This is a genomic window from Pseudomonas weihenstephanensis (assembly GCF_001043055.1).
Taxonomy (GTDB): Bacteria; Pseudomonadota; Gammaproteobacteria; order Pseudomonadales; family Pseudomonadaceae; genus Aquipseudomonas; species Aquipseudomonas weihenstephanensis.
The window spans coordinates 424457-445820 of sequence record NZ_JYLF01000004.1; the positions used below are offsets into that span (position 1 = coordinate 424457).

The 21364-nt window shown below is 58.8% G+C and carries 20 protein-coding genes and 1 tRNA gene; 10 read left to right on the forward strand and 11 right to left on the reverse strand.

Annotated elements, in window-relative coordinates; all coding sequences use genetic code 11:
* Positions 1–53: 53 nt before the first annotated feature.
* From hisF to hisB, 5 genes are read right to left on the reverse strand one after another with little or no spacing between them, the layout of a single operon-like run.
* Positions 54–824, reverse strand: coding sequence for an imidazole glycerol phosphate synthase subunit HisF (gene hisF / locus TU86_RS12525; RefSeq protein WP_048364625.1), 771 nt, complete (start codon positions 822–824; stop codon positions 54–56).
* Positions 825–834: 10 nt separating this feature from the next.
* Positions 835–1572: a 1-(5-phosphoribosyl)-5-[(5-phosphoribosylamino)methylideneamino]imidazole-4-carboxamide isomerase gene (gene hisA, locus TU86_RS12530; protein WP_048364626.1), complete on the reverse strand. Its 738-nt coding sequence runs from the start codon at positions 1570–1572 to the stop codon at positions 835–837.
* Between the two features lie 39 nt (positions 1573–1611).
* Positions 1612–1869 carry a DUF2164 domain-containing protein gene (locus TU86_RS12535; protein ID WP_048364627.1) on the reverse strand — a complete coding sequence of 86 codons (258 nt, stop codon included), beginning with the start codon at positions 1867–1869 and terminating at the stop codon, positions 1612–1614.
* The gene (hisH, locus tag TU86_RS12540) at positions 1869–2507 is read right to left on the reverse strand and encodes an imidazole glycerol phosphate synthase subunit HisH (RefSeq protein ID WP_048364628.1); all 639 of its coding nucleotides are present in this window, start codon (positions 2505–2507) and stop codon (positions 1869–1871) included. Before hisH ends, TU86_RS12535 begins: the two co-directional genes overlap by 1 nt.
* Positions 2507–3100 (reverse strand): imidazoleglycerol-phosphate dehydratase HisB, encoded by a 594-nt coding sequence (gene hisB, locus TU86_RS12545; protein ID WP_019411757.1) that lies wholly within the window; start codon positions 3098–3100, stop codon positions 2507–2509. The genes hisH and hisB overlap by 1 nt, the downstream gene beginning before the upstream one ends.
* 282 nt (positions 3101–3382) lie before the next feature.
* Between hisB and TU86_RS12550 the strand changes: the two genes are divergently transcribed.
* The gene (locus tag TU86_RS12550; RefSeq protein WP_048364629.1) at positions 3383–4033 is read left to right on the forward strand and encodes a hypothetical protein; all 651 of its coding nucleotides are present in this window, start codon (positions 3383–3385) and stop codon (positions 4031–4033) included.
* A 454-nt stretch (positions 4034–4487) separates the two neighbouring features.
* On the opposite strand, the gene TU86_RS12555 is transcribed toward TU86_RS12550, so the two are convergent.
* Positions 4488–6149 carry an OFA family MFS transporter gene (locus TU86_RS12555; RefSeq protein WP_048364630.1) on the reverse strand — a complete coding sequence of 554 codons (1662 nt, stop codon included), beginning with the start codon at positions 6147–6149 and terminating at the stop codon, positions 4488–4490.
* Positions 6150–6515: 366 nt separating this feature from the next.
* Between TU86_RS12555 and TU86_RS12560 the strand changes: the two genes are divergently transcribed.
* From TU86_RS12560 to TU86_RS12585, 6 genes are all read left to right on the forward strand, one after another.
* Positions 6516–8735: an AsmA family protein gene (locus TU86_RS12560; protein ID WP_048364631.1), complete on the forward strand. Its 2220-nt coding sequence runs from the start codon at positions 6516–6518 to the stop codon at positions 8733–8735.
* Positions 8732–9799: an A/G-specific adenine glycosylase gene (gene mutY / locus TU86_RS12565; protein ID WP_048364632.1), complete on the forward strand. Its 1068-nt coding sequence runs from the start codon at positions 8732–8734 to the stop codon at positions 9797–9799. Before TU86_RS12560 ends, mutY begins: the two co-directional genes overlap by 4 nt.
* On the forward strand, positions 9796–10068 hold the full coding sequence (locus TU86_RS12570; protein ID WP_048364633.1) for an oxidative damage protection protein: 273 nt from the start codon (positions 9796–9798) through the stop codon (positions 10066–10068). Before mutY ends, TU86_RS12570 begins: the two co-directional genes overlap by 4 nt.
* A gap of 104 nt (positions 10069–10172) precedes the next feature.
* A tRNA-Phe gene (locus tag TU86_RS12575) sits at positions 10173–10248 on the forward strand.
* 243 nt (positions 10249–10491) lie between these two features.
* Positions 10492–10962 carry a hypothetical protein gene (locus TU86_RS12580; RefSeq protein WP_048364634.1) on the forward strand — a complete coding sequence of 157 codons (471 nt, stop codon included), beginning with the start codon at positions 10492–10494 and terminating at the stop codon, positions 10960–10962.
* 5 nt (positions 10963–10967) lie between these two features.
* Entirely contained in the window at positions 10968–11882 is a 915-nt protein-coding gene (locus TU86_RS12585) for an alpha/beta hydrolase family protein (RefSeq protein ID WP_173426986.1), read from the forward strand.
* A gap of 188 nt (positions 11883–12070) precedes the next feature.
* Here TU86_RS12585 and TU86_RS22470 read toward each other — a convergent pair whose 3' ends face one another.
* Entirely contained in the window at positions 12071–12319 is a 249-nt protein-coding gene (locus tag TU86_RS22470) for a DUF1272 domain-containing protein (RefSeq protein ID WP_048400717.1), read from the reverse strand.
* A 214-nt stretch (positions 12320–12533) separates the two neighbouring features.
* Here TU86_RS22470 and TU86_RS12590 point away from each other — a divergent pair, with 214 nt between their 5' ends.
* Both TU86_RS12590 and TU86_RS12595 read left to right on the forward strand, forming a co-directional pair.
* Positions 12534–13139 (forward strand): biliverdin-producing heme oxygenase, encoded by a 606-nt coding sequence (locus TU86_RS12590; RefSeq protein WP_048364760.1) that lies wholly within the window; start codon positions 12534–12536, stop codon positions 13137–13139.
* The gene (locus TU86_RS12595; protein ID WP_048364636.1) at positions 13136–15373 is read left to right on the forward strand and encodes an ATP-binding protein; all 2238 of its coding nucleotides are present in this window, start codon (positions 13136–13138) and stop codon (positions 15371–15373) included. Before TU86_RS12590 ends, TU86_RS12595 begins: the two co-directional genes overlap by 4 nt.
* 125 nt (positions 15374–15498) lie before the next feature.
* On the opposite strand, the gene gltS is transcribed toward TU86_RS12595, so the two are convergent.
* From gltS to gabP, 4 genes are all read right to left on the reverse strand, one after another.
* Positions 15499–16707, reverse strand: a complete 1209-nt coding sequence (gene gltS, locus TU86_RS12600) for a sodium/glutamate symporter (RefSeq protein WP_048364637.1) — start codon at positions 16705–16707, stop codon at positions 15499–15501.
* A 57-nt stretch (positions 16708–16764) separates the two neighbouring features.
* Positions 16765–17703: a formimidoylglutamase gene (gene hutG / locus TU86_RS12605; protein ID WP_048364638.1), complete on the reverse strand. Its 939-nt coding sequence runs from the start codon at positions 17701–17703 to the stop codon at positions 16765–16767.
* Positions 17704–17722: 19 nt separating this feature from the next.
* On the reverse strand, positions 17723–18448 hold the full coding sequence (locus TU86_RS12610) for an IclR family transcriptional regulator (RefSeq protein ID WP_048364639.1): 726 nt from the start codon (positions 18446–18448) through the stop codon (positions 17723–17725).
* Between the two features lie 194 nt (positions 18449–18642).
* A complete protein-coding gene (gabP, locus tag TU86_RS12615) occupies positions 18643–20034 on the reverse strand; it encodes a GABA permease (protein WP_048364640.1) in 1392 nt (463 codons plus the stop codon).
* A gap of 544 nt (positions 20035–20578) precedes the next feature.
* Between gabP and TU86_RS12620 the strand changes: the two genes are divergently transcribed.
* The gene (locus TU86_RS12620) at positions 20579–21352 is read left to right on the forward strand and encodes an ABC transporter ATP-binding protein (protein ID WP_048364641.1); all 774 of its coding nucleotides are present in this window, start codon (positions 20579–20581) and stop codon (positions 21350–21352) included.
* The last annotated feature ends 12 nt before the right edge of the window (positions 21353–21364 follow it).

Genomic DNA, 21364 nt, shown 5'->3' on the forward strand with positions numbered 1-21364 from the left:
GCGCAGCACTGTCAGCGCCAGAACAAAGGACGCTGACAGTTGCAACAGTCGGCCTAACGCACCACGATCCCGCGTTCAGCCATGTACGCTTTGGCCTCAGGCACGGTGTATTCGCCAAAGTGGAAAATACTCGCCGCCAATACTGCACTGGCGTGACCTTCAAGGATGCCGTCAGCCAAATGCTGCAAGTTGCCGACGCCGCCCGAAGCAATCACCGGGATACCCAGTGCATCGCTGATGGCATGGGTGACGCCCAGGTCGAAGCCGTTTTTCATGCCGTCCTGGTCCATGCTGGTCAGCAGGATCTCACCGGCGCCCAAACCTTCCATCTTCATCGCCCACTCGACCGCGTCTAGGCCGGTAGGCTTGCGTCCGCCGTGGGTGAAGATTTCCCAGCGCGGGGTTTCGCCCGGTTGGGAGACTTTTTTCGCATCAATGGCGACCACAATGCACTGCGAACCAAAATGCTGCGCCGCTTCGCCCACGAATTCCGGGTTAAACACCGCTGCGGTATTGATCGAGACTTTGTCCGCACCCGCATTGAGCAGGTTGCGAATGTCCTGAATACAGCGTACGCCGCCGCCTACGGTCAGCGGGATAAACACCTGGCTGGCCATGCGTTCCACCGTGTGCAGCGTGGTGTCGCGACCATCGACGCTGGCGGTGATGTCGAGAAAGGTAATCTCGTCAGCGCCTTGCTCGTCGTAGCGACGGGCAATTTCGACCGGGTCGCCCGCATCGCGAATATTTTCGAACTTGACGCCCTTCACCACCCGGCCGTTATCCACGTCCAGGCAAGGGATGATGCGTTTGGCTAACGCCATGACGTTCTCCTCAGGCCTTGTAGCTGTCGCAGAAGGCTTGGGCCTGGGCCACATCCAACGTGCCTTCATAGATTGCACGGCCGGTGATGGCACCTACGATACCGGGTGCCTTGGCGTCCATCAGGGCCTTGATATCGCCCAGGTTATGAATGCCGCCCGAGGCGATCACAGGGATGGTGGTCGCTGCCGCCAGTGCTGCGGTGTAGCTCACGTTGCAGCCCTGCATCATGCCGTCTTTGGCGATGTCGGTATAAACGATGGCCGACACGCCGTCCGCTTCAAAACGCTTGGCCAAGTCGATCACTTGCACGGTGCTGACTTCTGCCCAGCCATCGGTAGCCACGAAACCGTCTTTGGCATCCATACCCACGATGATTTTGCCGGGGAAGGCACGGCACGCCTCTGCCACGAACTCAGGGTTCTTCACCGCTTGGGTGCCCAGGATGACGTAGCTCACGCCCGCTTTGACGTAGTGTTCGATGGTTTGGAGCGAGCGAATCCCGCCGCCGATCTGGATCGGCAAATTCGGGTACAGCTTGGCAATCGCCGTGACCACTTCGCCATTGACCGGCTGGCCTTCAAATGCACCGTTCAGGTCGACCAGGTGCAAGCGGCGGCAACCGCCTTCTACCCATTTGGCGGCCATGCTCACCGGGTCATCGGAGAACACCGTGGAATCTTCCATGCGGCCCTGGCGCAGACGTACACAGGCACCGTCTTTAAGATCGATAGCGGGGATAATCAGCATCTGGCAAACCTTTAAATTCGGGAGTCAGTGACTCGGAAATCAATTCTTTTCGAGCGCCCACACGTCGCTTTCGATGCTCTCGAACCTCTCTTTGAGGTGCGCCTGCACATCGAAAATCGCGCGATTGTAGTAATGCGGCGCGATTTCACGCGTGAACAGCTCAAGGATTTCAGCCGCTTCGAACGAACCCAGGTCCAGTTCGAAACGGTCTTCCATAAAGCGTTTGATCTTGCTGTTGGCTTCGTTCTCTTGCTCGGGGGTGAGCGTAAGAATCGGCGGCTTTTTGCGAGGCGCCATTACCAGCGACCGTCCCAGGCCACGAAGTTTTCCAGCAACTGCAAGCCGTGGGTATGGCTCTTTTCGGGGTGGAATTGCACCGCGAAGCGCGAACCTTCGGCCAGCGCCGCCGCAAAGTCGACGCCGTAATGCCCGCCACCGACCACTTGGCGAGGATTGCCCGCCGCAATGTAGTAGCTGTGTACAAAGTAGAAACGCGCCAAGTCCGGGATGCTGTGCCACAGAGGGTGATCGACCTTCTGTTGCACTTCGTTCCAGCCCATGTGCGGCACCTTGAGGTGCTCGCCGTCTTCGTGCAGGGCTTTACCGAAGAACTTCACTTGCCCCGGGAACAGACCGATGCACTCCACGCCGCCGTTTTCTTCACTGCTGTCGAGCAAGGCTTGCATGCCCACGCAGATGCCGAGAAACGGGCGGTCCTGACTGACTTCACGCACCAGCGAATCGAAGCCCAGACGACGGATCTCCGCCATGCAGTCGCGAATTGCACCCACACCGGGAAACACCACGCGGTCAGCTTCACGAATCACGTTGGCATCGCTGGTAATCAGCACCCGACCGGCGCCCACGTGCTCCAGCGCCTTGGCCACCGAGTGCAGATTGCCCATGCCGTAATCGATTACCGCCACGGTCTGCATCAGAGCACGCCCTTAGTGGAAGGCATTTGCCCGGCCATGCGCTCATCGAGCGTAATCGCCATGCGCAGCGCACGGCCGAAAGCCTTGAACACGGTTTCGATCTGGTGGTGGGTATTGGTGCCGCGCAGGTTGTCGATGTGCAGCGTCACGTTGGCGTGGTTCACGAAGCCCTGAAAGAACTCCTGAAACAGGTCAACGTCGAAACCGCCAACGGTGGCACGGGTATACGGGATATGCATTTGCAGGCCTGGACGGCCGGAGAAGTCGATGACCACACGCGACAGCGCCTCATCCAGCGGCACATAAGCGTGCCCGTAACGGGTCATGCCTTTTTTGTCGCCAACGGCCTGGTTGAAGGCTTTACCGAGGGTAATACCCACGTCCTCGACGGTATGGTGATCGTCGATATGCAGGTCGCCTTTGCACTCGATGTCCAGGTCGATCAGCCCATGTCGGGCGATCTGGTCGAGCATATGCTCAAGAAAAGGCACACCGATATCGAATCGGGCCTTACCGGTACCATCCAAGTTGATCGAGGCTTTGATCTGGGTTTCCAGAGTATCGCGCTCGACTGACGCCTTACGTTCGGCCATCACCAGCTCCGCAAAATCATTGGGCGAAAAAGGTGGCCATTATAGGCACGGGTCTGACAAACAGAAACACGATATGACTGACGGAATGCGCGCTGACGGGCAGCGGCTGCCGCAGGCGGCGTCCGGTGGCAAAGCCGTCGTAAACCCATTCACCGTGCCCGCAGGCAAAAAACAGGCTTCACTGAGAACGAGCCGCTGATGTCCGCCCCTGTCACTTATGACAGTTGCCAAGCGAGAAGAGTGCGCATAATTTCAAAACCTCTATCCAAGGAGGAACGTGACATGAGCATTGACAGAATTGATAGTCTTATTCTTTTCACCGAAGGTGAAACATTTGAATGCCGTCGCCAAGGCCAGACTTTTAAAAAAGGGGAATTTGTCCGATTTCGCATTTTCAAAAACGACTTTGAAATGGAGAAAAAATTTCACGAAGGAAGAATCTATCTGGAAAACGACACCTTCGAAAGTGATGAAATTAAAGACACGGACACCATACTGCCCAGCAAAGCTTTAATAGAGATAGAACAGGAAATCACTCGCTCCGCAACAGAGGCGTATGACGCGATCAAGCATAACTTTGCAGCTGAAGAAAGTGCGGCGTACAAGGCAAATACAGAACTTAAAGATTTTATAACAACAGAAGAGGAAAAGCTTAGAAAAAAATTTAAAGACGAAAACGCGCAGGGATATTCACCTGAATATAAGCAAGCACTTAAAGACTTAAAGCTTCAACCGGAATATACATCGTTGCAACGCGCCGTTAGCGCTTCTGAAAATGCACTTAAGGCCAAGGCAAAGCCTTATCAAGCTATCATTGATCGGTACAACTATATCTCTAACGCCAGTAACAGGCAAAACGCAATTGACCAAGCCGTCACCCAAGCAGTCGCTGACAAGTTAAAAAGCTGGAAGTGGGATGATCAAGATCTATAAAAACGGGTATAGCCAACACGTTCCAGGCAGTCAATAACAAACAACCGGCTGCCTTGCTCAGGAGAAGCCCAACCTAACACCAGCCGATCAGTCAAACGTTCTATAGGCGCGTTCGGATTAAACATCTGCGACCACGTGCGCGCCTACAAGAGAGCGTTTTAACTTAGTTGATCGGCGCTAGGCATTTAGCATCTCTTTTAATACCCATGCCCCGCTTTAATACAACTATGCACGCCCTCTACCCAACACGTCATTGCACAGAAACACGGGACTAATAAGGTGGCCATTACAGAGAGCCGTCAACACTTTGCTCTGACGCGTAGCCGCTGCCGCAGGCGGCGTCCGGCGGCGAAGCCGTCGTAAACCGGAGCGCTCATATTAGCCGCCCTCAGGTTTTACGATCGCTGCGCAATCAGACGCCGCCTTCGGCAACGGCTACGGGTGCGCGAGAGCCTTAGTGAAACAACACCGCTGTTTTCTGCACCGTCACCCACACACCCCACAGCAGTGGAATACCCACAGCCAACCAGGCGGCGACGGTTAATGGCAGGCTGCCCGGTGCGGCTTTCCATTCCAGCGAGGTGCTGGCGTGCGCACCTTTGTCGTGCCCCAGCGCCTGCTCGGCTGCCAGTTGCGCATCGGTCATGAAGTATTTGTCGGCCACCGGACGCACCAGCAAGTTGCAGACAAAGCCCAACACCAACAACCCCGCCAAAATGTACAACGTGATGTCGTAGGCCGCGGCGCGCTCAACACCGATGCTCAACTGGTATTCACGCAGATAGTTGACCAATACCGGCCCCAAGACTCCCGCCGCCGCCCACGCCGTCAACAAACGGCCGTGGATGGCGCCGACCATCTGGGTGCCGAACAGGTCGGCCAAGTAAGCGGGCACGGTGGCAAAGCCGCCGCCGTACATCGACAAAATGATGCAGAACGCTGCCACAAACAGCGACACGTTGCCCAAATGCCCCAGGTTTGGCACCAAAGCGTACAACGCAAAACCCAATGCAAAGAACACGAAGTAGGTGTTTTTGCGCCCCAGGTAATCCGAGAACGACGCCCAGAAGAACCGCCCGCCAATATTGAACAGGCTCAGCAAACCGGTGAAACCGGCAGCAATGGCCGCGATTTGTGCCAGTTGCGCCGCGTCCAATTGGCTGAAGGTCAGGTCATTACCCAGCAGCTTGCCCGCGAACACTTCCTGCAACAGCGGCGAAGCCATGCCCAAAATGCCGATCCCGGCTGAGACATTCAGGCATAGCACCAACCACACCAACGCAAATTGCGGGGTTTTCCAGGCCACGCTGACGTGAACGTGACGCTGGGTGATCATCGCATTCGCGGCTTTTTTTGCGGGCGCGGTCCAGCCCTCAGGCTTCCAGCCCGTCGGAGGCACGCGATACGACAACGCGCCGCCGATCATGAACACGAAATAAATCGCCGCCATCACCAAAAAGCTCTGCCACACGCCCACGCCATACGGCCCGGCGAAGTGGCCCATCAAGGCCGCTGCCAATGGCGCACCGACCATCGCGCCGCCGCCAAAGCCCATGATGGCCATGCCGGTGGCCATGCCACGCTTGTCCGGGAACCACTTGATCAAGGTCGACACCGGCGAGATATAGCCCAGGCCCAGCCCGATGCCGCCAATCACCCCGGAACCCAGCCACATCAGCCAGATCTGGTGGGTATAAATGCCTAACGCTGAAATCAGCAAACCGCCACACCAGCACAACGCAGACACCACGCCAGCCTTGCGCGGCCCGGCGTGCTCAAGCCAGCCACCCCACACGGCAGCCGAACAGCCGAGGAAGATAAAGAACAAAGTGTAGATCCAGCCGAGCATTGAAATCGGCCAGTCGCACTGCGACGAAAACACCTGCGCGATAAAGCTCATGTCCGGCGCGCACGCCACCGGCGCTGTCACGCCCAGCGCTTTGGACAGCGGCAACCAAAACACCGAAAAGCCATAGGCCATGCCGATGCACAAGTGGATGGCCAACGCGGCAGGCGGAACCAGCCAACGATTAAAACCGGGTTTTGCGATGATGCGCTCCTTGGACAGGAACGCGGGCTGTGAGGCAAGGCTGCCCGCAGCGGTGCTGGTGCTCATTGGTGTATCCCCCATGAATAAAAAAGCTCTCCAGGCACACTCAACCCTGGCTTTGGCGCCTTGCAGCGCACAGCCCTGTTATTGGCTTGAGTTCGAGACGCGACAATGCGCCGCAGAAAGCCCGAAAAACAGGCGCAGATTACCATTGGGTCGTGGGACAAAGATCAAACTGATGCGGTCTTTTTCGGCAAAACTGATCCTATTTTTCTCACTCAACTCTTTTCAAGTGTCTACACCGCGTAGTGCAGAGGCGATGCACCGAACGTGGACACACCACGTATCCAACTCCAGTCGGCCGACACGTGGCGCTATACTCTGCGGCTAACTTTAAAACTCACCTTCACACAGACCTACAAGGACCCGCCCATGAAAGCGTTCGGCAAAATCCTGGGTCTGGTGCTTCTCGGATTGTTGCTGATCATCGTGGCTTTGGGCTTTGCCCTGAGCCATCTGTTTGATCCCAACGACTATAAAGACGAGATCCGCCAGATAGCCCGTGACAAAGCCCACATTGAGCTGACTCTCAATGGCGACATTGGCTGGAGCCTCTTCCCTTGGCTCGGCCTTGAACTGCACGACGCCAGCGTGGCGACCCTCGCGGCGCCGACCAAACCGTTCGCTGACTTGCAAATGCTCGGTTTGTCTGTGCGCGTGCTGCCGCTGCTGCGCAAAGAAGTGCAAATGAGCGACGTACGCGTTGAAGGCCTGAACCTGCGTTTAACCCGTGACAAAGACGGCCACGGCAATTGGCAAGACATCGGCCAGCCCGCACCTGCGACCGCCAGCGCTCAGACACCGCCAGCCAGTCCGCAACCAGCGCCGCAGGCCAAGACCGACGCCTCCAGCCAGCCAATCAAGCTCGATATCGACAGCCTGACCGTGAACAACGCACGGGTGGAATACAACGACGAGCGCAACGGCCAGCAGTTCAGCGCTGAAAGCATTCAACTGAGCACCGGCCCGATTCACGAAGCCACCAGCACCCCGGTCAAATTGACTGCGTTTGTGGGCACCAACAAGCCAGTGATGCGAGTCAAAACCGAAGTCGACGGCAAACTGCGCTTTGATCGCGTGCTCAAGCGCTACCAGTTCGAAGACATGAAAGTCACCGGTGAAGCGTCGGGCGAGCCGTTACAGGGCAAAACCGTCACCTATGCAGCCCAAGGGCAACTTCTGGTTGATCTGGCAGCGAACGTCGCCGAATGGAGCAGCCTGAAGATCTCTGCCAACCAACTGCGAGCACTGGGCGAACTCAAGGCCCACAGCCTGGATACCACCCCGCAAATCAGCGGCGGCCTATCGATTGCCCAGCTTGATCTGGCCAAGTTCCTCGACAGCATCGGCCACACGTTGCCGCCGATGGCACCGGGCAGCCTGAGCACGTTTGAGCTGGTCAGTCGCCTGTCAGGCACACCTGCGAGCCTGACCTTTGACGAACTGAACCTCAAAATTGATGGCAGCACCTTCACCGGCCGCGTGGCCGTTGAAGACTTCGCCAATCAAGCCCTGCGTATTCAGCTCAAAGGTGACACGTTCGACGCAGATCGCTACCTGCCGCCTAAAACCGCAGAAGCCGCCAGCGCCACCGCCGCACGCCAGGCCGAAGTGCAAACGAGCGAAGCCGGTGCCCTGGCCGCGTCAGGCGACACGCCACTGCCTGCTGCGCCGACCAAAAGCGGCTGGAGCACCGCCAAGCTGATTCCTGTCACGCGCCTCAAGGCGCTGGACCTCACGGCTGACATCAGCTTTGGCCAACTGACCGTGAGCCAACTGCCGATTCAAAACGCTGCGCTCAAGGCCAACAGCAAAGACGGCCTGCTAACCCTCGAAACCCTGCGCGGCGATTTGTACAAAGGCAACTTTGCCGCCAACGGCAGCCTCGATGTGCGCCCGATGCTGCCCTTGGTGAACCTGCAAACCCACATCAACAACGTACCGGTGGAAAAAATCCTGCAAAGCCAGGGTCAAAAACCTCCAATCAACGGCTTGTTGACTCTCAACAGCAACGTGACGGGCAGCGGCAACAGCCAGAACGCGCTGATTGAAAGCCTCAACGGCACTGCCAACTTCGTGCTCAACGACGGCGTGTTGCTCAACGCCAACCTCGAACAGCAACTGTGCCAGGGCATTGCCACACTCAACCGCAAAACCCTGAGCGGCGCGCCACGGGGCAAAGACACACCGTTCAAGGAACTCAAGGGCAGCCTGATGTTCCATAACGGCGTGACCAGCAACCCGGACATGATCGTGCGCATCCCCGGCATGACCGTCAAAGGCAATGGCGACATCGACCTGCGCGTGCTGGGCATGGACTACCGCATCGGCATCACCGTCGAAGGCGACAAAGGCGCCATGCCTGACCCGGCCTGCCAGGTCGGCAAAAACTTTGTCGGAGTCGAACTGCCTCTGCGCTGCCGTGGCCCGTTAGAACTGGGTGCCAAAGCCTGCCGCCTCGACAAAGAAGGCTTGGGTAAAGTCGCCGCCAAAGTGGCCGGCAACAAAATCAGCGACAAACTTGAAGAGAAACTCGGCGACAAGATCAGCCCTGAACTCAAAGACGCCCTCAAGGGGCTGTTCAAGCGATGAGAGATGAGCAGTTCGCAAGCGTGGTGCTCGACTGGTTCGATCGCCACGGCCGCCATGACCTGCCCTGGCAACAGGGCATCACCCCTTACCGGGTGTGGGTCTCGGAGATCATGTTGCAGCAAACCCAGGTCAGCACTGTGCTGAACTACTTCGACCGGTTCATGGCGTCATTGCCCACGGTCCAAGCACTGGCCGCCGCCCCCGAAGACGAAGTCCTGCACCTGTGGACCGGGCTGGGTTACTACACCCGCGCCCGCAACTTGCAGAAAACCGCGAAAATCATCGTCGAGCACTACGCCGGTGAATTCCCGCGCGATGTCGAAAAACTCGTGGAGCTGCCCGGTATCGGGCTATCCACTGCGGGCGCGATTGCCAGTATCAGCATGGGCCTGCGCGCACCGATCCTCGACGGCAACGTCAAGCGCGTGCTTGCACGCTACACCGCGCAAGAGGGGTATCCGGGCGAGCCCAAGGTGGCTAAACAGCTGTGGGCCACTGCCGAGCGCTTCACCCCGCACGAGCGCGTCAATGCCTACACCCAGGCCATGATGGACATGGGCGCAACGCTGTGCACGCGCAGCAAACCCAGTTGCTTGCTCTGCCCGCTTGAAAGCAGCTGTGAAGCCCACCTGCTAGGCCTTGAGACGCGCTACCCGATCCCTAAACCGCGTAAAACCATCCCGCAAAGGCGCACATTGATGCCGATGCTGGCCAATGGCGAGGGCGCCATTCTGCTTTACCGTCGCCCCTCGACCGGCCTGTGGGGCGGTTTGTGGAGCCTGCCCGAGCTGGATGACCTCAACGACATCGAGCATTTGGCGCTGCAACACTCACTCAAGGTGGGCGCCCAACACCCCATGCCCGGCCTGACCCACACCTTCAGCCATTTTCAGCTGGCCATCGAGCCGTGGCTGATCCACGTCAAGGAGGCGGGTCATCACGTGGCCGAGGCCGATTGGCTCTGGTATAACCTCGCCACCCCACCGCGCCTGGGCCTGGCGGCCCCGGTCAAAAAACTGCTCAAACACGCAGCCGACCTATTGAACGCAGGAGAGTCGTCATGACCCGCACCATCATGTGCCGCAAGTACAAAGAAGAACTGCCCGCGCTGGAGCGCCCTCCGTTTCCGGGCGCCAAAGGTCAGGACATTTTCGATCACGTCTCGGCCAAAGCCTGGGCAGACTGGCAAAAACACCAAACCCTGCTGATCAACGAAAAGCGTTTGAACATGATGAACGCCCAAGACCGTAAATACTTGCAGGGCGAGATGGACAAGTTCTTCAGCGGTGAAGAATACGCGCAGGCAGAAGGCTATGTTCCGCCAAGCGAATAAACCCCGGTTTTAAAGGGTTTGGTCTGTAAGCGACGGTAATAATTAAATATTTTTCAAAAAAGTGTTTGACGACTTATCGAAAAAAGCTTCTAATGCGCCCCGTTGCCCAGATAGCTCAGTCGGTAGAGCAGGGGATTGAAAATCCCCGTGTCGGCGGTTCGATTCCGTCTCTGGGCACCACATTCAGCTTTGATGTGGTGTTTACACCACCGCAAAGCAAACAAAAAACCCGCCCAGTGCGGGTTTTTTGTTGGGCGCGATTTAGTGCCGCCTCACACTGCTTGCCAACACCCTCAAACACGGGCGCCCAGCCCACGGCCTGCCCGGCTTCAAGCCCGATAATTGACCCAATCCACGATCCACGCTTGGTGATCCCCGAAAGCTGAGGTTCAATAACCGCCTTAGCCCGTACAGGACACGTTCATGGCAACGCCAAAGAAACAGCACAAGCACGCACAGCGGGCCAAAACCAAAGCCAAGCAAAACCGCATCGGCAAACCGGCCAAGGCTTCGGCGTCTGCGCTGATCGACAGCCCGTTCGATGACGTCAAAATCGACCTCAGCACGTTCGACTTTCAGGACATCAAAGACAACGGCTTCGAACCCGCCGATTTCGACGATCTGTTTCAGGCCATGAAGGCCGCCGAAGCCATCAGCCTGCAAGCCCTGTGCAGCGTGTTCCTGCAATACCCGGTGCTGGAGCTGGTGATCAGCGAAGAAGAGGAAGAAGACGCGACCGATTTCCTGATGGGCCTGCTCATTGCCTTCCGCATGAGCGAGCACGGCGATGACGAAGACAGCGCGCTGGCGTGGGTCGAAACCCCGGCCTTCCAGACCGCCTACGTTGAAGCCTCGCGCTTGCTGGCCGAACGCAATGCGCGGAGCACGCACTGACGCACATCTGCAACCAAGCCATCAGCCGGGCGTTTTTCGAGCCTGCCGCTGACGGTTATCGGTTGGGCGGTTTTGAGTGGCGCCACGGGGTGCCCGACCCCTCCCGCGCTGTGGTGATCATCAGCGCCGCCACATCGGTGCGCTGCACCTACTACGCCCGTTTTGCCGACTACCTGTTCAATCACGGGTTGGACGTGATGCTGTATGACTATCGCGGCATCGGCGTGTCCCGCAGCGGTTCATTGCGCGGGTTTAAAGCCTCGTGGTCGGACTGGGGCGTGCTGGACGCGCACGCGATCCTCATGCGCGCCCAGCGTGAATGTCCAGGCCAACCGATTGATATGGTCGGCCACAGCTTTGGCGGCTGCACAGTGGGGCTGGCGGCGGGTGCCTCGCGAGTTCGGCGGTTAGTGACGGTGGGGGCGCAATTCGCTTATTGGCGCGATTACGCCGCCGCGCAACGCTGGCCCATGTTCGCCCGCTGGCACGTGGTCATGCCGCTGCTGACGCGGTTGTGCGGGTATTTCCCCGGCAAACGCCTGGGCTGGCTCGAAGACACCCCCGCTGGCGTGGTCAACGACTGGGCCGCCATGAACACGCGCTTTGAAAGGCTGCCCAGCGCACGCACGCTCCACTCCCTGGCCTTCGCCTCTGTCACGGCCAACACCCTCGCCATCAGCCTCAGCGACGACCCTTTTGGCACCGTGGCGGCCACTGAGCGCTTGCTGCGTTATTTCAGCGCCAGCGAGCGCACGCATTTACGAATAAACCCGGCAGACATAGGTGAAACCGCGATAGGTCATTTCGCGTTTTTCCATAGCCGGTATCAGCAAAGCTTGTGGCCGATTGCTTTGGGGTGGTTGTTAGACGGGGCGCTTGCGGACGATACGGCCGGAACCTTCATCGACCGGCCCTTGTAGTCGCTGCCGCAGGCTGCGATCGCGCCTGCGAGTTGTTGTCTGCCGCCACCGGCACGCGGTGCATCGACGCCCATCAAGCCTTTCTGTGGTGCCACGCCTTGCGCGCGGTCAAGGCCACCGTCGATGCACTGGGGCAAGATAACGCGCTGTAGACAGGCATGCCTGCCCAGCCACGGGAAGCCCCGGGATCATGTGCCGCTCACGCGGCCTTCGGGTGTGTGAACCCGCACGATCGATGCAGGGCTGTTGCCCAGTTTGTCGGCGGGCCGACGCGGACGCGCCAGCAATTCGCCAGCGCAATTGGGGCAGCGCCCGCCCAACTTTAGCTCCGCGCACGCCGCGCAGAATGTGCATTCAAACGAACAGATCCTCGCGTTAACCGCGTCGGGCGGCAGGTCGCAATCACAGCACTCACAATTAGGGCGTAGTTCAAGCATGACGTTTCCTTTAAGCATGTGCGGCCGTTAACAACCGCAGGCTGAAATGTGCCGTTGATCCTGCCGTGTGCCATTGCGTTCGCACAAGTGGCAGGTCATCTGCCAGAATTTCCCGACACAATCCAAGCAGATTTATTGCACTTTTTTCAGGCTCAGGCTTCATAAGGCCATGAGCGTTTATTTAATGCGCACGCAGAGAGCCCGGTTGTACGGCATGCCACAAGACCTTTCATCCCCGTTGACGCCAGCCATCCTGAGCGCGCTGCGCACCGGCACGCACACCCTGCATGTGGCGCTTGAACAACGTTTGCCTTTTTTCTCGGCAACGCTCGACCGCGCGCACTACACGCGCTTGCTGAGCGCCTACTTCGGGTTTTATCAGCCCCTGGAAGACGCGCTGCTCCACAGCGCGCTTATCCCCGAAGGGTTTGACCTGCAAGCGCGGCTCAAAACCCAGGCCCTGGTGCAAGACCTTAAGGCGCTGGGGGACGATCCCGGCGCACTGCCCCGCTGCCACACCTTGCCAGCGCTGCACAGTGAAGCCTGCGTACTCGGGGTTTTGTATGTACTGGAAGGCGCTACGCTGGGGGGCAATATCTTGCGCAAACAGATCGCCCAGCATTTGGGGCTTGATACCCACAACGGCGGCTCATTCCTGTACGTCTACGGTGAAGACACCGGCCGGCGCTGGAAAACATTTCTGGAGTTTTTGGGCAGCGTGCCACTCGACGAGCACGCACAACGCGAAGCCGTACACGCTGCCTGTTCAACGTTTAGCTGTTTCGAGCAGTGGCTCGAAGGTCAGGAGGTTTTGATATGAATCCACTCGACGCCCAGGCGTTTGAAGCCCTGCTGGATAATTGCGCCGATGAGCCCATCCGGTTTCCGGGCGCCATTCAACCCCACGGCCTGCTTGTCACGCTGTCGCTGCCCGAGCTGCGTATCCAGCAAATCAGTGCCAACGTCCAGACGTTGTTTGGTTTGAACCCCAATGCGCTGCTGGATCAGCCACTGGCGATGTTGACCGGCCCTGAGGCTGCGACCGTGGTGCAACAGGCCGCAGGCGTTGCCGAACAGATGGAGGTGCCCGTGCTGGAGCTAAACCTGCAAGGCATCCGCTACGAGGGTTTGTTGCACCGCGAACACAATGTGCTGGTGCTGGAACTGGAACTCAAACCCGACGAGGTTGAGTTCAATCACACGATGGCCAAAGTGCGCAACCTGAGTCGCATGTTGCAACGCCTGCAAGCCGCCAAGACGCTGCCCGCGCTCTACGACATTTGCGTCAAGGAAATCCAGGCGCTCACCGGCTACGACCGGGTGTTGATTTACCGTTTTCAAGAAGAAGGTCATGGCCAGGTGATCGCCGAAGCGTCTTCGCCTTCGATGGAGCTGTTCAACGGCATGTTCTTCCCCGCCTCGGACATCCCGGAGCAAGCACGCGAGCTGTATCGCACGCATTGGTTGCGCATTATCCCCAACGCTGACTATCAGCCGGTTGAACTGGTGCCGCGACTGCGCCCCGATACCTGTGAGGCACTGGACCTGAGCGGCGCCGTCTTGCGCAGCGTGTCGCCGATTCACTGCCAATACATGAAAAACATGGGCGTGCTGTCCTCCATGAGCATCTCGTTGATGGACGGCGAACGGCTGTGGGGCTTGATCAGTTGCGGGCATCGCCAGCCGTTGCACGTCCCCCATGAGCTGCGCATGGCCTGCCAAACCATCGGCCAGGTGTTGTCGTTGCAAATCAGCGCCCTGCAAACCCTGGAAATCAGCCGCCAGCGCGAGGCCAAAATGGGCGCACTGGAGCGCCTGAACACCGCCATGGTCAGCAACCCGAACACCGTGTTTGACGGGTTGGCCCAAGCGCCCGAACAACTGATGGCGCTGACAGACGCCAGCGGTGTGGCCATCCTGGAAGACAACGTGCTGCGCTGCTACGGCCAATGCCCGCCCGCCGATGACATTCGCGCGTTGTACCAGTGGTTTAAAGACTCGCAGCAATCGGTGTTTTCCACCCACTGCCTGTCGACGCTTTACACGCCCGCCGCGCAGTACAAAGACATCGCCAGCGGTCTGCTGGCCATGACCCTGCCTAAGCCCGTCGACAATGCTGTGCTGTGGTTTCGCGCAGAAGTGAAAGAGAGCATCCCGTGGAGTGGCGACCCCAGAAAGCCGCTCAACCTGGAGCCCAGTGCCACCGGCATGCGCTTGAGCCCGCGCACCTCGTTTGAACTCTGGAAAGTCGAAATGGATGGTATTTCCAGCAAGTGGAGCCACGGTGACGTGTTCGCGGCCAACGACTTGCGCCGCTCGGCGCTGGAAAACGACCTCTCGCGCCAGGTGGTGAGCGAGCAGCAAGCCGTGCGCGCCCGCGACGAGCTGGTGGCCGTGGTGTCCCACGATTTGCGTAGCCCCATGACCATCATTTCGATGCTCTGCGGCATGATGCAAAAAGCCTTCAGCAGCGACGGCCCGCACACGTCACGGCGCATTACCTCCGCCATCGACACCATGCAGCAAGCCAGTAGCCGCATGAACGTGCTGCTTGAAGACTTGCTCGACACCTCCAAGATTGAAGCCGGGCGCTACACCATCACCCCGCAGCCACTGGACGTGAGTCAGATTTTTGAAGAAGCGCTTTCACTGTTGGCGCCGCTGGCGATGGACAAGTCGGTGGACCTGACCTTCCATGCCGAGCCGGGCCTGAAAATCAACGCCGACCCCGAGCGTTTGTTTCAAGTGCTGTCCAACCTGATCGGCAACGCCATCAAGTTCACCCCGGCACAAGGCCAAATCGGTGTCGCGGCCATGTCCAATGGCCAGGACATCGTGTTCAGCGTGCGCGACTCGGGCAAGGGCATACCGGCCGAGCAATTGCCTCACATCTTTGAACGCTATTGGACGGCCAAAGAAGGTAATGCTTCTGGCACAGGCTTGGGGCTGTACATCTCGCAAGGCATCATCAAAGCCCACGGCGGCCAGCTCCTGGCTGAAAGCAAACCGGGAGAAGGCAGCGAATTCCGCTTCACCGTGCCGCAAATCGCCTGACAGTCCTTCAAACCTGTAGGCGCTGACAAGGCACGAGGCTGCGATCGAGTGCGCAGCGCTCGTAAATCTGATGACTGCGGTGCAACTGAATCACCGCGTTGAATGGTTTTTCGGCGACTGTGGCATTAGCTAAATGCGTTGATAAACCAGGTGATCATCGGGATGGCCACGATGTCGATCAACACGGCGCCACACAGCGGCACGATGATGAAGGCTTTGTACGAGAACACTTTGTAGTGGTCGCAGATCGCGCCCATGTTGGCCACGGCGTTGGGGGTTGCACCCAGCCCGTGCCCCATGAAGCCTGCGCACAACACTGCGGCGTCATAGTTGCCGCCAAACAGGCGAAACAGCACGAAAACGCACAGCAACAGCATGATCACCACTTGCACCACCAAAATCACCAGCAGTGGCATGCCGAGCTTTTCCAGCTCCCAAAACTTGAGGCTCATCATGGCCATCGTCAGGAACATGCCCAGGCTGACGTCGCCGATAGTGCTAACGGCGTGGTCGGGTATGTCAACGGCCTGGGTGCGGTCATTGAGGTTGCGCAAGATGATCGCGACGAACATCGCGCCCACATAGCTCGGTAACACGATGCCTAAATGTTGTTGCAAGCTGGCACCCAGCCAAAAGCCAAGCACCATGATCACCACGATGCAGGTCAGCAAGCGCAGCAGCGTCGGTGCATCCAGCGCAGCAGGCGGGGTATGCACCACGTCTTCGAAGGCTTTGAGGTTACCCACCGCTTCTGCCTTGACCGTGAGTTTGTTGCGCTCGATCAACCAGCGCGCCAGCGGGCTGCCAAGCAAGCCGCCCGCCACCATGCCGAAAGTAGCCGCTGCCAGTGCCGCGGTGGTCGCGCCCACAGCACCGAGGTTTTCGGCAATCGGTCCAAAGGCTGCAGCAGCACCAAAACCGCCTTCCAGCGAGACCGCTCCGGCCATGATCCCCAGCAGCGGGTCGATGCCCAGCGCTTTGGCCACGCTCACACCCACCACGTTTTGCACCAGCGCCAGCCCCCAGCACGCCCCCAGGTAGATAAACAGCAATTTGCCACCTTTGCGCAGCAGGCCCAGGCTGCCGCCCAGCCCCACGGTGGTAAAAAACGCGACCATCAAGGGCGTTTGCAGGCTGGTGTCCAGGGTCAGGTCGAGCAGTTGGCGATCACGCAGCAACCAGATCAGCAAGGCAAAACCAAAGCCGCCAATCACCGGGGCCGGTACGCACAGTTGGCGCAGCCAGTAACTGCGTTTTTTCAGTTGGGCGCCCAGGCCCAGCAAGAGCAACGCGAGAGCGAGGGTGCTCAACGCATCCAGTTGAAATGTCAGCATGGCGAATTTCTCTTTTTTTTATGATTCAACAAGCGGTTTCAGGGATGAGCAAAAAACTTAATCAATCAGGCTGGCGAGCAAGCGCGCGCCAATGCGAGCAGTGCGGTTGTCGATGTCCAGAGCGGGGTTGAGTTCAGCGATGTCGGCCATGCGCAATTTGCCGCTGGCTTTGGCGCGACGCACCAGGTGCTCGACGATCTGCATATCGACCCCGTGCGCCGATGGCGCGCTGACGCCCGGCGCCTGACTGGCAGGTAACACGTCCAGGCAAATGGTCATGTACAGGTGATCGACGCCGCTCAGGAAGTCATCCAAAAAGGCTTCAAGGGCAGGCATGTCCCAGCTGTTCATGTGCCGGTCGAGGCGATAACGCACGTTCAGCCGTTGGGCCTGCTCGAACAGGGCCTGGGTGTTGTTCAGTTGGCTAACGCCGAGGCAGCAATAGGCGAACGGCATGTTCGCGCGCTGGCAATACTCGGCAATCTGGCGAAAGGGCGTGCCCGAGCTGCTTTGCTCGCTATGGCGCAAGTCAAAGTGCGCGTCAAAATTGAGAATGCCGATACGCGGCGGCGCGGTGTGACAGCGCAGGTGGTCGGCCAGCCCGCTGAAACTGGCGAAGGCGATTTCATGCCCCCCGCCCAGCCCTAGCGGCAGATGGCCTTGTTCCAGCAGGTGGCTGACCAGCGCCGCGTAGGTGTGCTGTGCGCCTTCGAGGTCACTGCCCGCACATGCCACGTCACCCACGTCGTACAGCGGCGCCGTGCCGTGCCAGGCCAGATTGGCCAGCGCTTTGCGCAAGGCGGGTGGCCCTTGGCGCGCGCCGGTTCGGCCCTGATTGCGTTTCACTCCTTCGTCACAGGCCAGGCCAATCAACGCCGCGCCCGTGGGCAGGCCCGGCGCCAGCGGCTTGATCCATTGGTGCCAGCGCAACGCGCCTTGCCCTTCGGCGGCGTCAATGCGCCCGGTCCACAGGGTCATGTCAGGTACAACGGTCATGCAAAAACTCCCATTACAGTCAGTCCAGTCGGGCGCTCAGACGCAGGGCTACGTCCTGCGTCCAACGGATCAGGCGCTCGCTGCGCGGGTGTGCGCGAAAGGCCGGGGCCATAAGGCTGATGGCGCCTTGCAGGCGCTGGCGGCTGTCGATCAGCGGGGCACTGACGCCCCAGATGCCATCATCGATTTCACTCACCCTTACGGCGTAACCCTGCGCCCGGATCGCCACAAAGCTGCGCAGGTAATCGGCGCAGGGTTCGTCTTCGATGCCTTGGCTGTGCAGCAACGCAAGGCTGTGTGCTGGCTCCATATGCGCCAGTAACACTCTGGCCGAAGCGCCCACCAACAACGGCTGGGCCAGGCCTTTTTGGTAACAGCAGCGCAAGGGCTGCGGGCTGTCGACCAGCTCAATGCAAATCGCCTGGCCGTTACTGGGAACCATCAGCGCCACGCTTTCCTGGCTCTGCTCGGCCAGGCGCCGGAGTTCAGGCTTGGCCAAGGTGACCAAGACGGCCTCGCGGTCGAATTTTTTCGCCAGTTGCAAACAGGCTGGCCCCGGCAAATAGCGGCCTTGGCCGTTTTCTTCAGCCAGGCCCCAGCGCAGCAGGGTTTTGAGGTGACGATAGGTGCTGCTCAGCGGCTGGCCCAGTTGCTCGGACAAGGCGCGGGCGGAGATGGCCTCGCCCGCTTGCCCCAGCGTGACCAGAATGTGCAGCAGGCGATCCGTTGGCGTGTTGTCGTTCATTATTGGCCCCATGCTCTTGGCTGCATGGTGCACGCAGTTTCTCATTAGCTGAAATACGATTCCCACGCAGTGAGAAAAAGCAGGCAGAAAGTGATCAACGGTCAGTGGCTCACCGTTTTCAAACGCAAAAAAAGGCCGCCATCACGACACGATGGCGGCCCGGGTTGTACTCAGCCGTTCAAGCCGTCCTGGCTTCAGTTGAGTACGGGTGCCCCCATTCTTTCAAGGCGCCGACGGCGGGCTACCAGCAAGCCTGCCGTGACTACAAAAATGCTCAGCAGGCCGGTGGCCATGATCTCAACCCGGTGGCTTTCTTGAAACAGCATGATGGTCAAAATCGCCACGATGAACACGATCACCGCCCAGGTCAGGCCCGGGAAGAGCCACATTTTGAATTCGATTTTCTCCCCCAGCACGGTCCGTTTTTGACGCATGCGCAGTTGCGACACGGCAATCACCAGGTACACCAACAGGGCAATGGCGCCGGAGCTGGCCAGCAAGAATTCAAACACCGCCGAAGGCGCGACATAGTTGGCGAACACCGCCAGGAAGGCTGCGCCGGTGGACATCATCACCGCCCAGTAAGGCGTGCCGCTGGCGTTGGTGCGTTTGGCCACCGCCGGGGCATCGCCCCGCTTGCTCAGGGAGAACAGCATGCGCGAGGAGGTGTAAAGCGCCGAGTTCAGGCAGCTGGTCACAGCAATCAACACCACGATGTCGACGATCAGCTTGGCATTCGGGATACCCATGCGGTCCAGCACGGTCTGGTAGGAGCCGAACTGTGCCAGGCCGGGGTCGTTCCAGGGCACCAGGGCCACCACGAGGAAAATCGACACCAGATAGAACAGGCCAATGCGCCAGATCACCGAGTTGGTGGCCTTGGTGATTTGCTTGCTCGGGTCTTTGGATTCGGCCGCCGCGATGGTGACGATTTCAGTGCCCATGAACGAGAACATGGTGGTCAACATGGCCGCCAGAACGGCGCCCATGCCGTTGGGCATAAAGCCCACAGTGTCGACCAGGTGCGACACGCCGCTGACCTGGCTGTTGGGCAACAAGCCGAAAATGGCCAACACACCCAAAATAATGAAGCCAATGATCGCCAGCACTTTGACCAGCGCGAACCAGAACTCGAACTCGCCGTAGTTCTTGACGCTGAACAGGTTGGTGGCGGTCAGCAATAAGGTGATGACCAGGGTAAACACCCAAATCGCGGTGTCCGGGAACCACGCATGCAGGATGGTGGCAGCGGCGTTGGCTTCCAGTGGAATCACCAACACCCAGAACCACCAGTACAACCAGCCGATGGTGAACCCGGCCCAGTGCCCGATGGCACGGTCGGCGTAGGTGGAAAACGAACCGGTGTCGGGCGAGGCAACGGCCATTTCGGCCAGCATGCGCATCACCAGTACCACCAGCGTACCGGCGGCGGCGTAGGCCAGCAGCACGGCGGGACCGGCTTGTGCAATCGCGTGGCCGGAGCCTACAAACAAACCGGCGCCGATCACGCCGGCAATCGACAGCATGGTCACATGCCGTGGTTTGAGCCCTTGCTCCAGGTGGTTAGAAGACTGCGTATTGCTCATTGCGACTACCTTTTATTGAAGCCATTCCGAGCACCTGTGTTGACGTTCGTAAAAAGTAACCAACACAGGCGTTTCGAATCCTTGACGCAATAAGTGCGCCAAAATGTGACAAAGTGCCGTTTTACGCGGGCTGCAACGCCGTTCTAAAAAAATCGCGATGGCTTTAGCGCAAGGCTTTCAATCAATTTGTTACCGTAACACTCAGTTACACCCGCCCAAACGCACCAAAATTACTCATTTGTGCCGCACAGGCCCAAAACCGGTGCGCATCTTTGACCTTTAGTAGGTTCGTGCTTCCAACGAGGGGCCAAAACTGGCACCATCGCGACCTTTTTTACGCGATACCTGTCTGGCCGAACGGCGAAACACGGGGTCGGTTGTTGTCTACGCGACAGTCTGCTGTCGCAATGCGACCCACAGCCACCCGTAAGCTTTTTTGTGCCAGTGAGGCAGTTGGTTGCCCTTGCGACCCTATGCTAGCTTGGCCTTCGCCAGGACGGCCGCCCAATAGCAGGATCGCACCCGAACACAATGAGGACCGCACATGGCTTTGGCCACGCCCGCGCTTGAAATCCGCAATTTGCACAAACGCTACGGCGAGCTTGAGGTACTCAAAGGTATCTCGCTGACCGCACGCGACGGCGACGTGATCTCGATCCTGGGTTCTTCCGGTTCCGGTAAGTCGACACTGCTGCGCTGCATCAACCTGCTAGAAAACCCGCACGAAGGCCAGATCCTGGTGGCCGGTGAAGAGCTCAAGCTGAAAAAGGCTAAAAATGGCGAGCTGATCGCTGCCGATGGCAAGCAGATCAACCGCATGCGCAGTGAATTGGGTTTTGTGTTTCAAAACTTTAACCTGTGGCCGCACATGAGCATCCTCGACAACATCATCGAGGCGCCACGCCGCGTGCTGGGGCAAAGCAAAGCCGAGGCCATCGAGGTGGCAGAAGCACTGTTGGCCAAGGTCGGGATCGCTGACAAACGCCATGCCTACCCCTCCGAGCTGTCGGGCGGCCAGCAACAACGTGCCGCCATTGCGCGCACGCTGGCCATGCAACCCAAAGTGATTCTGTTCGATGAACCGACATCGGCACTTGACCCGGAAATGGTCCAGGAAGTACTAAGTGTGATCCGCGCACTCGCCGAGGAAGGCCGCACTATGCTGTTGGTCACCCACGAGATGGGTTTTGCCCGTCAGGTGTCCAGCGAAGTGGTGTTTTTGCACCAGGGCCTGATCGAAGAGCAAGGGTCGCCTGAACAGGTTTTCGATAACCCGGTTTCAGCGCGCTGCAAACAATTCATGTCCAGCAACCGCTAACGGAGCAACACG

Bases quoted from the DNA above. Each gene is read 5' to 3' on its own strand.
- TU86_RS12555 (WP_048364630.1), bottom strand. From the start codon at position 6,149: ATGAGCACCAGCACCGCTGCGGGCAGCCTTGCCTCACAGCCCGCGTTC.
- TU86_RS12620 (WP_048364641.1), top strand. From the start codon at position 20,579: ATGGCTTTGGCCACGCCCGCGCTTGAAATCCGCAATTTGCACAAACGC.
- hisF (WP_048364625.1), bottom strand. From the start codon at position 824: ATGGCGTTAGCCAAACGCATCATCCCTTGCCTGGACGTGGATAACGGC.
- TU86_RS12610 (WP_048364639.1), bottom strand. From the start codon at position 18,448: ATGAACGACAACACGCCAACGGATCGCCTGCTGCACATTCTGGTCACG.
- hisB (WP_019411757.1), bottom strand. From the start codon at position 3,100: ATGGCCGAACGTAAGGCGTCAGTCGAGCGCGATACTCTGGAAACCCAG.
- TU86_RS12580 (WP_048364634.1), top strand. From the start codon at position 10,492: ATGGCAACGCCAAAGAAACAGCACAAGCACGCACAGCGGGCCAAAACC.
- TU86_RS12595 (WP_048364636.1), top strand. From the start codon at position 13,136: ATGAATCCACTCGACGCCCAGGCGTTTGAAGCCCTGCTGGATAATTGC.
- TU86_RS12535 (WP_048364627.1), bottom strand. From the start codon at position 1,869: ATGGCGCCTCGCAAAAAGCCGCCGATTCTTACGCTCACCCCCGAGCAA.
- TU86_RS12570 (WP_048364633.1), top strand. From the start codon at position 9,796: ATGACCCGCACCATCATGTGCCGCAAGTACAAAGAAGAACTGCCCGCG.
- mutY (WP_048364632.1), top strand. From the start codon at position 8,732: ATGAGAGATGAGCAGTTCGCAAGCGTGGTGCTCGACTGGTTCGATCGC.
- gltS (WP_048364637.1), bottom strand. From the start codon at position 16,707: ATGCTGACATTTCAACTGGATGCGTTGAGCACCCTCGCTCTCGCGTTG.
- hisA (WP_048364626.1), bottom strand. From the start codon at position 1,572: ATGCTGATTATCCCCGCTATCGATCTTAAAGACGGTGCCTGTGTACGT.
- TU86_RS22470 (WP_048400717.1), bottom strand. From the start codon at position 12,319: ATGCTTGAACTACGCCCTAATTGTGAGTGCTGTGATTGCGACCTGCCG.
- TU86_RS12560 (WP_048364631.1), top strand. From the start codon at position 6,516: ATGAAAGCGTTCGGCAAAATCCTGGGTCTGGTGCTTCTCGGATTGTTG.
- hutG (WP_048364638.1), bottom strand. From the start codon at position 17,703: ATGACCGTTGTACCTGACATGACCCTGTGGACCGGGCGCATTGACGCC.
- TU86_RS12590 (WP_048364760.1), top strand. From the start codon at position 12,534: ATGCCACAAGACCTTTCATCCCCGTTGACGCCAGCCATCCTGAGCGCG.
- gabP (WP_048364640.1), bottom strand. From the start codon at position 20,034: ATGAGCAATACGCAGTCTTCTAACCACCTGGAGCAAGGGCTCAAACCA.
- TU86_RS12550 (WP_048364629.1), top strand. From the start codon at position 3,383: ATGAGCATTGACAGAATTGATAGTCTTATTCTTTTCACCGAAGGTGAA.
- hisH (WP_048364628.1), bottom strand. From the start codon at position 2,507: ATGCAGACCGTGGCGGTAATCGATTACGGCATGGGCAATCTGCACTCG.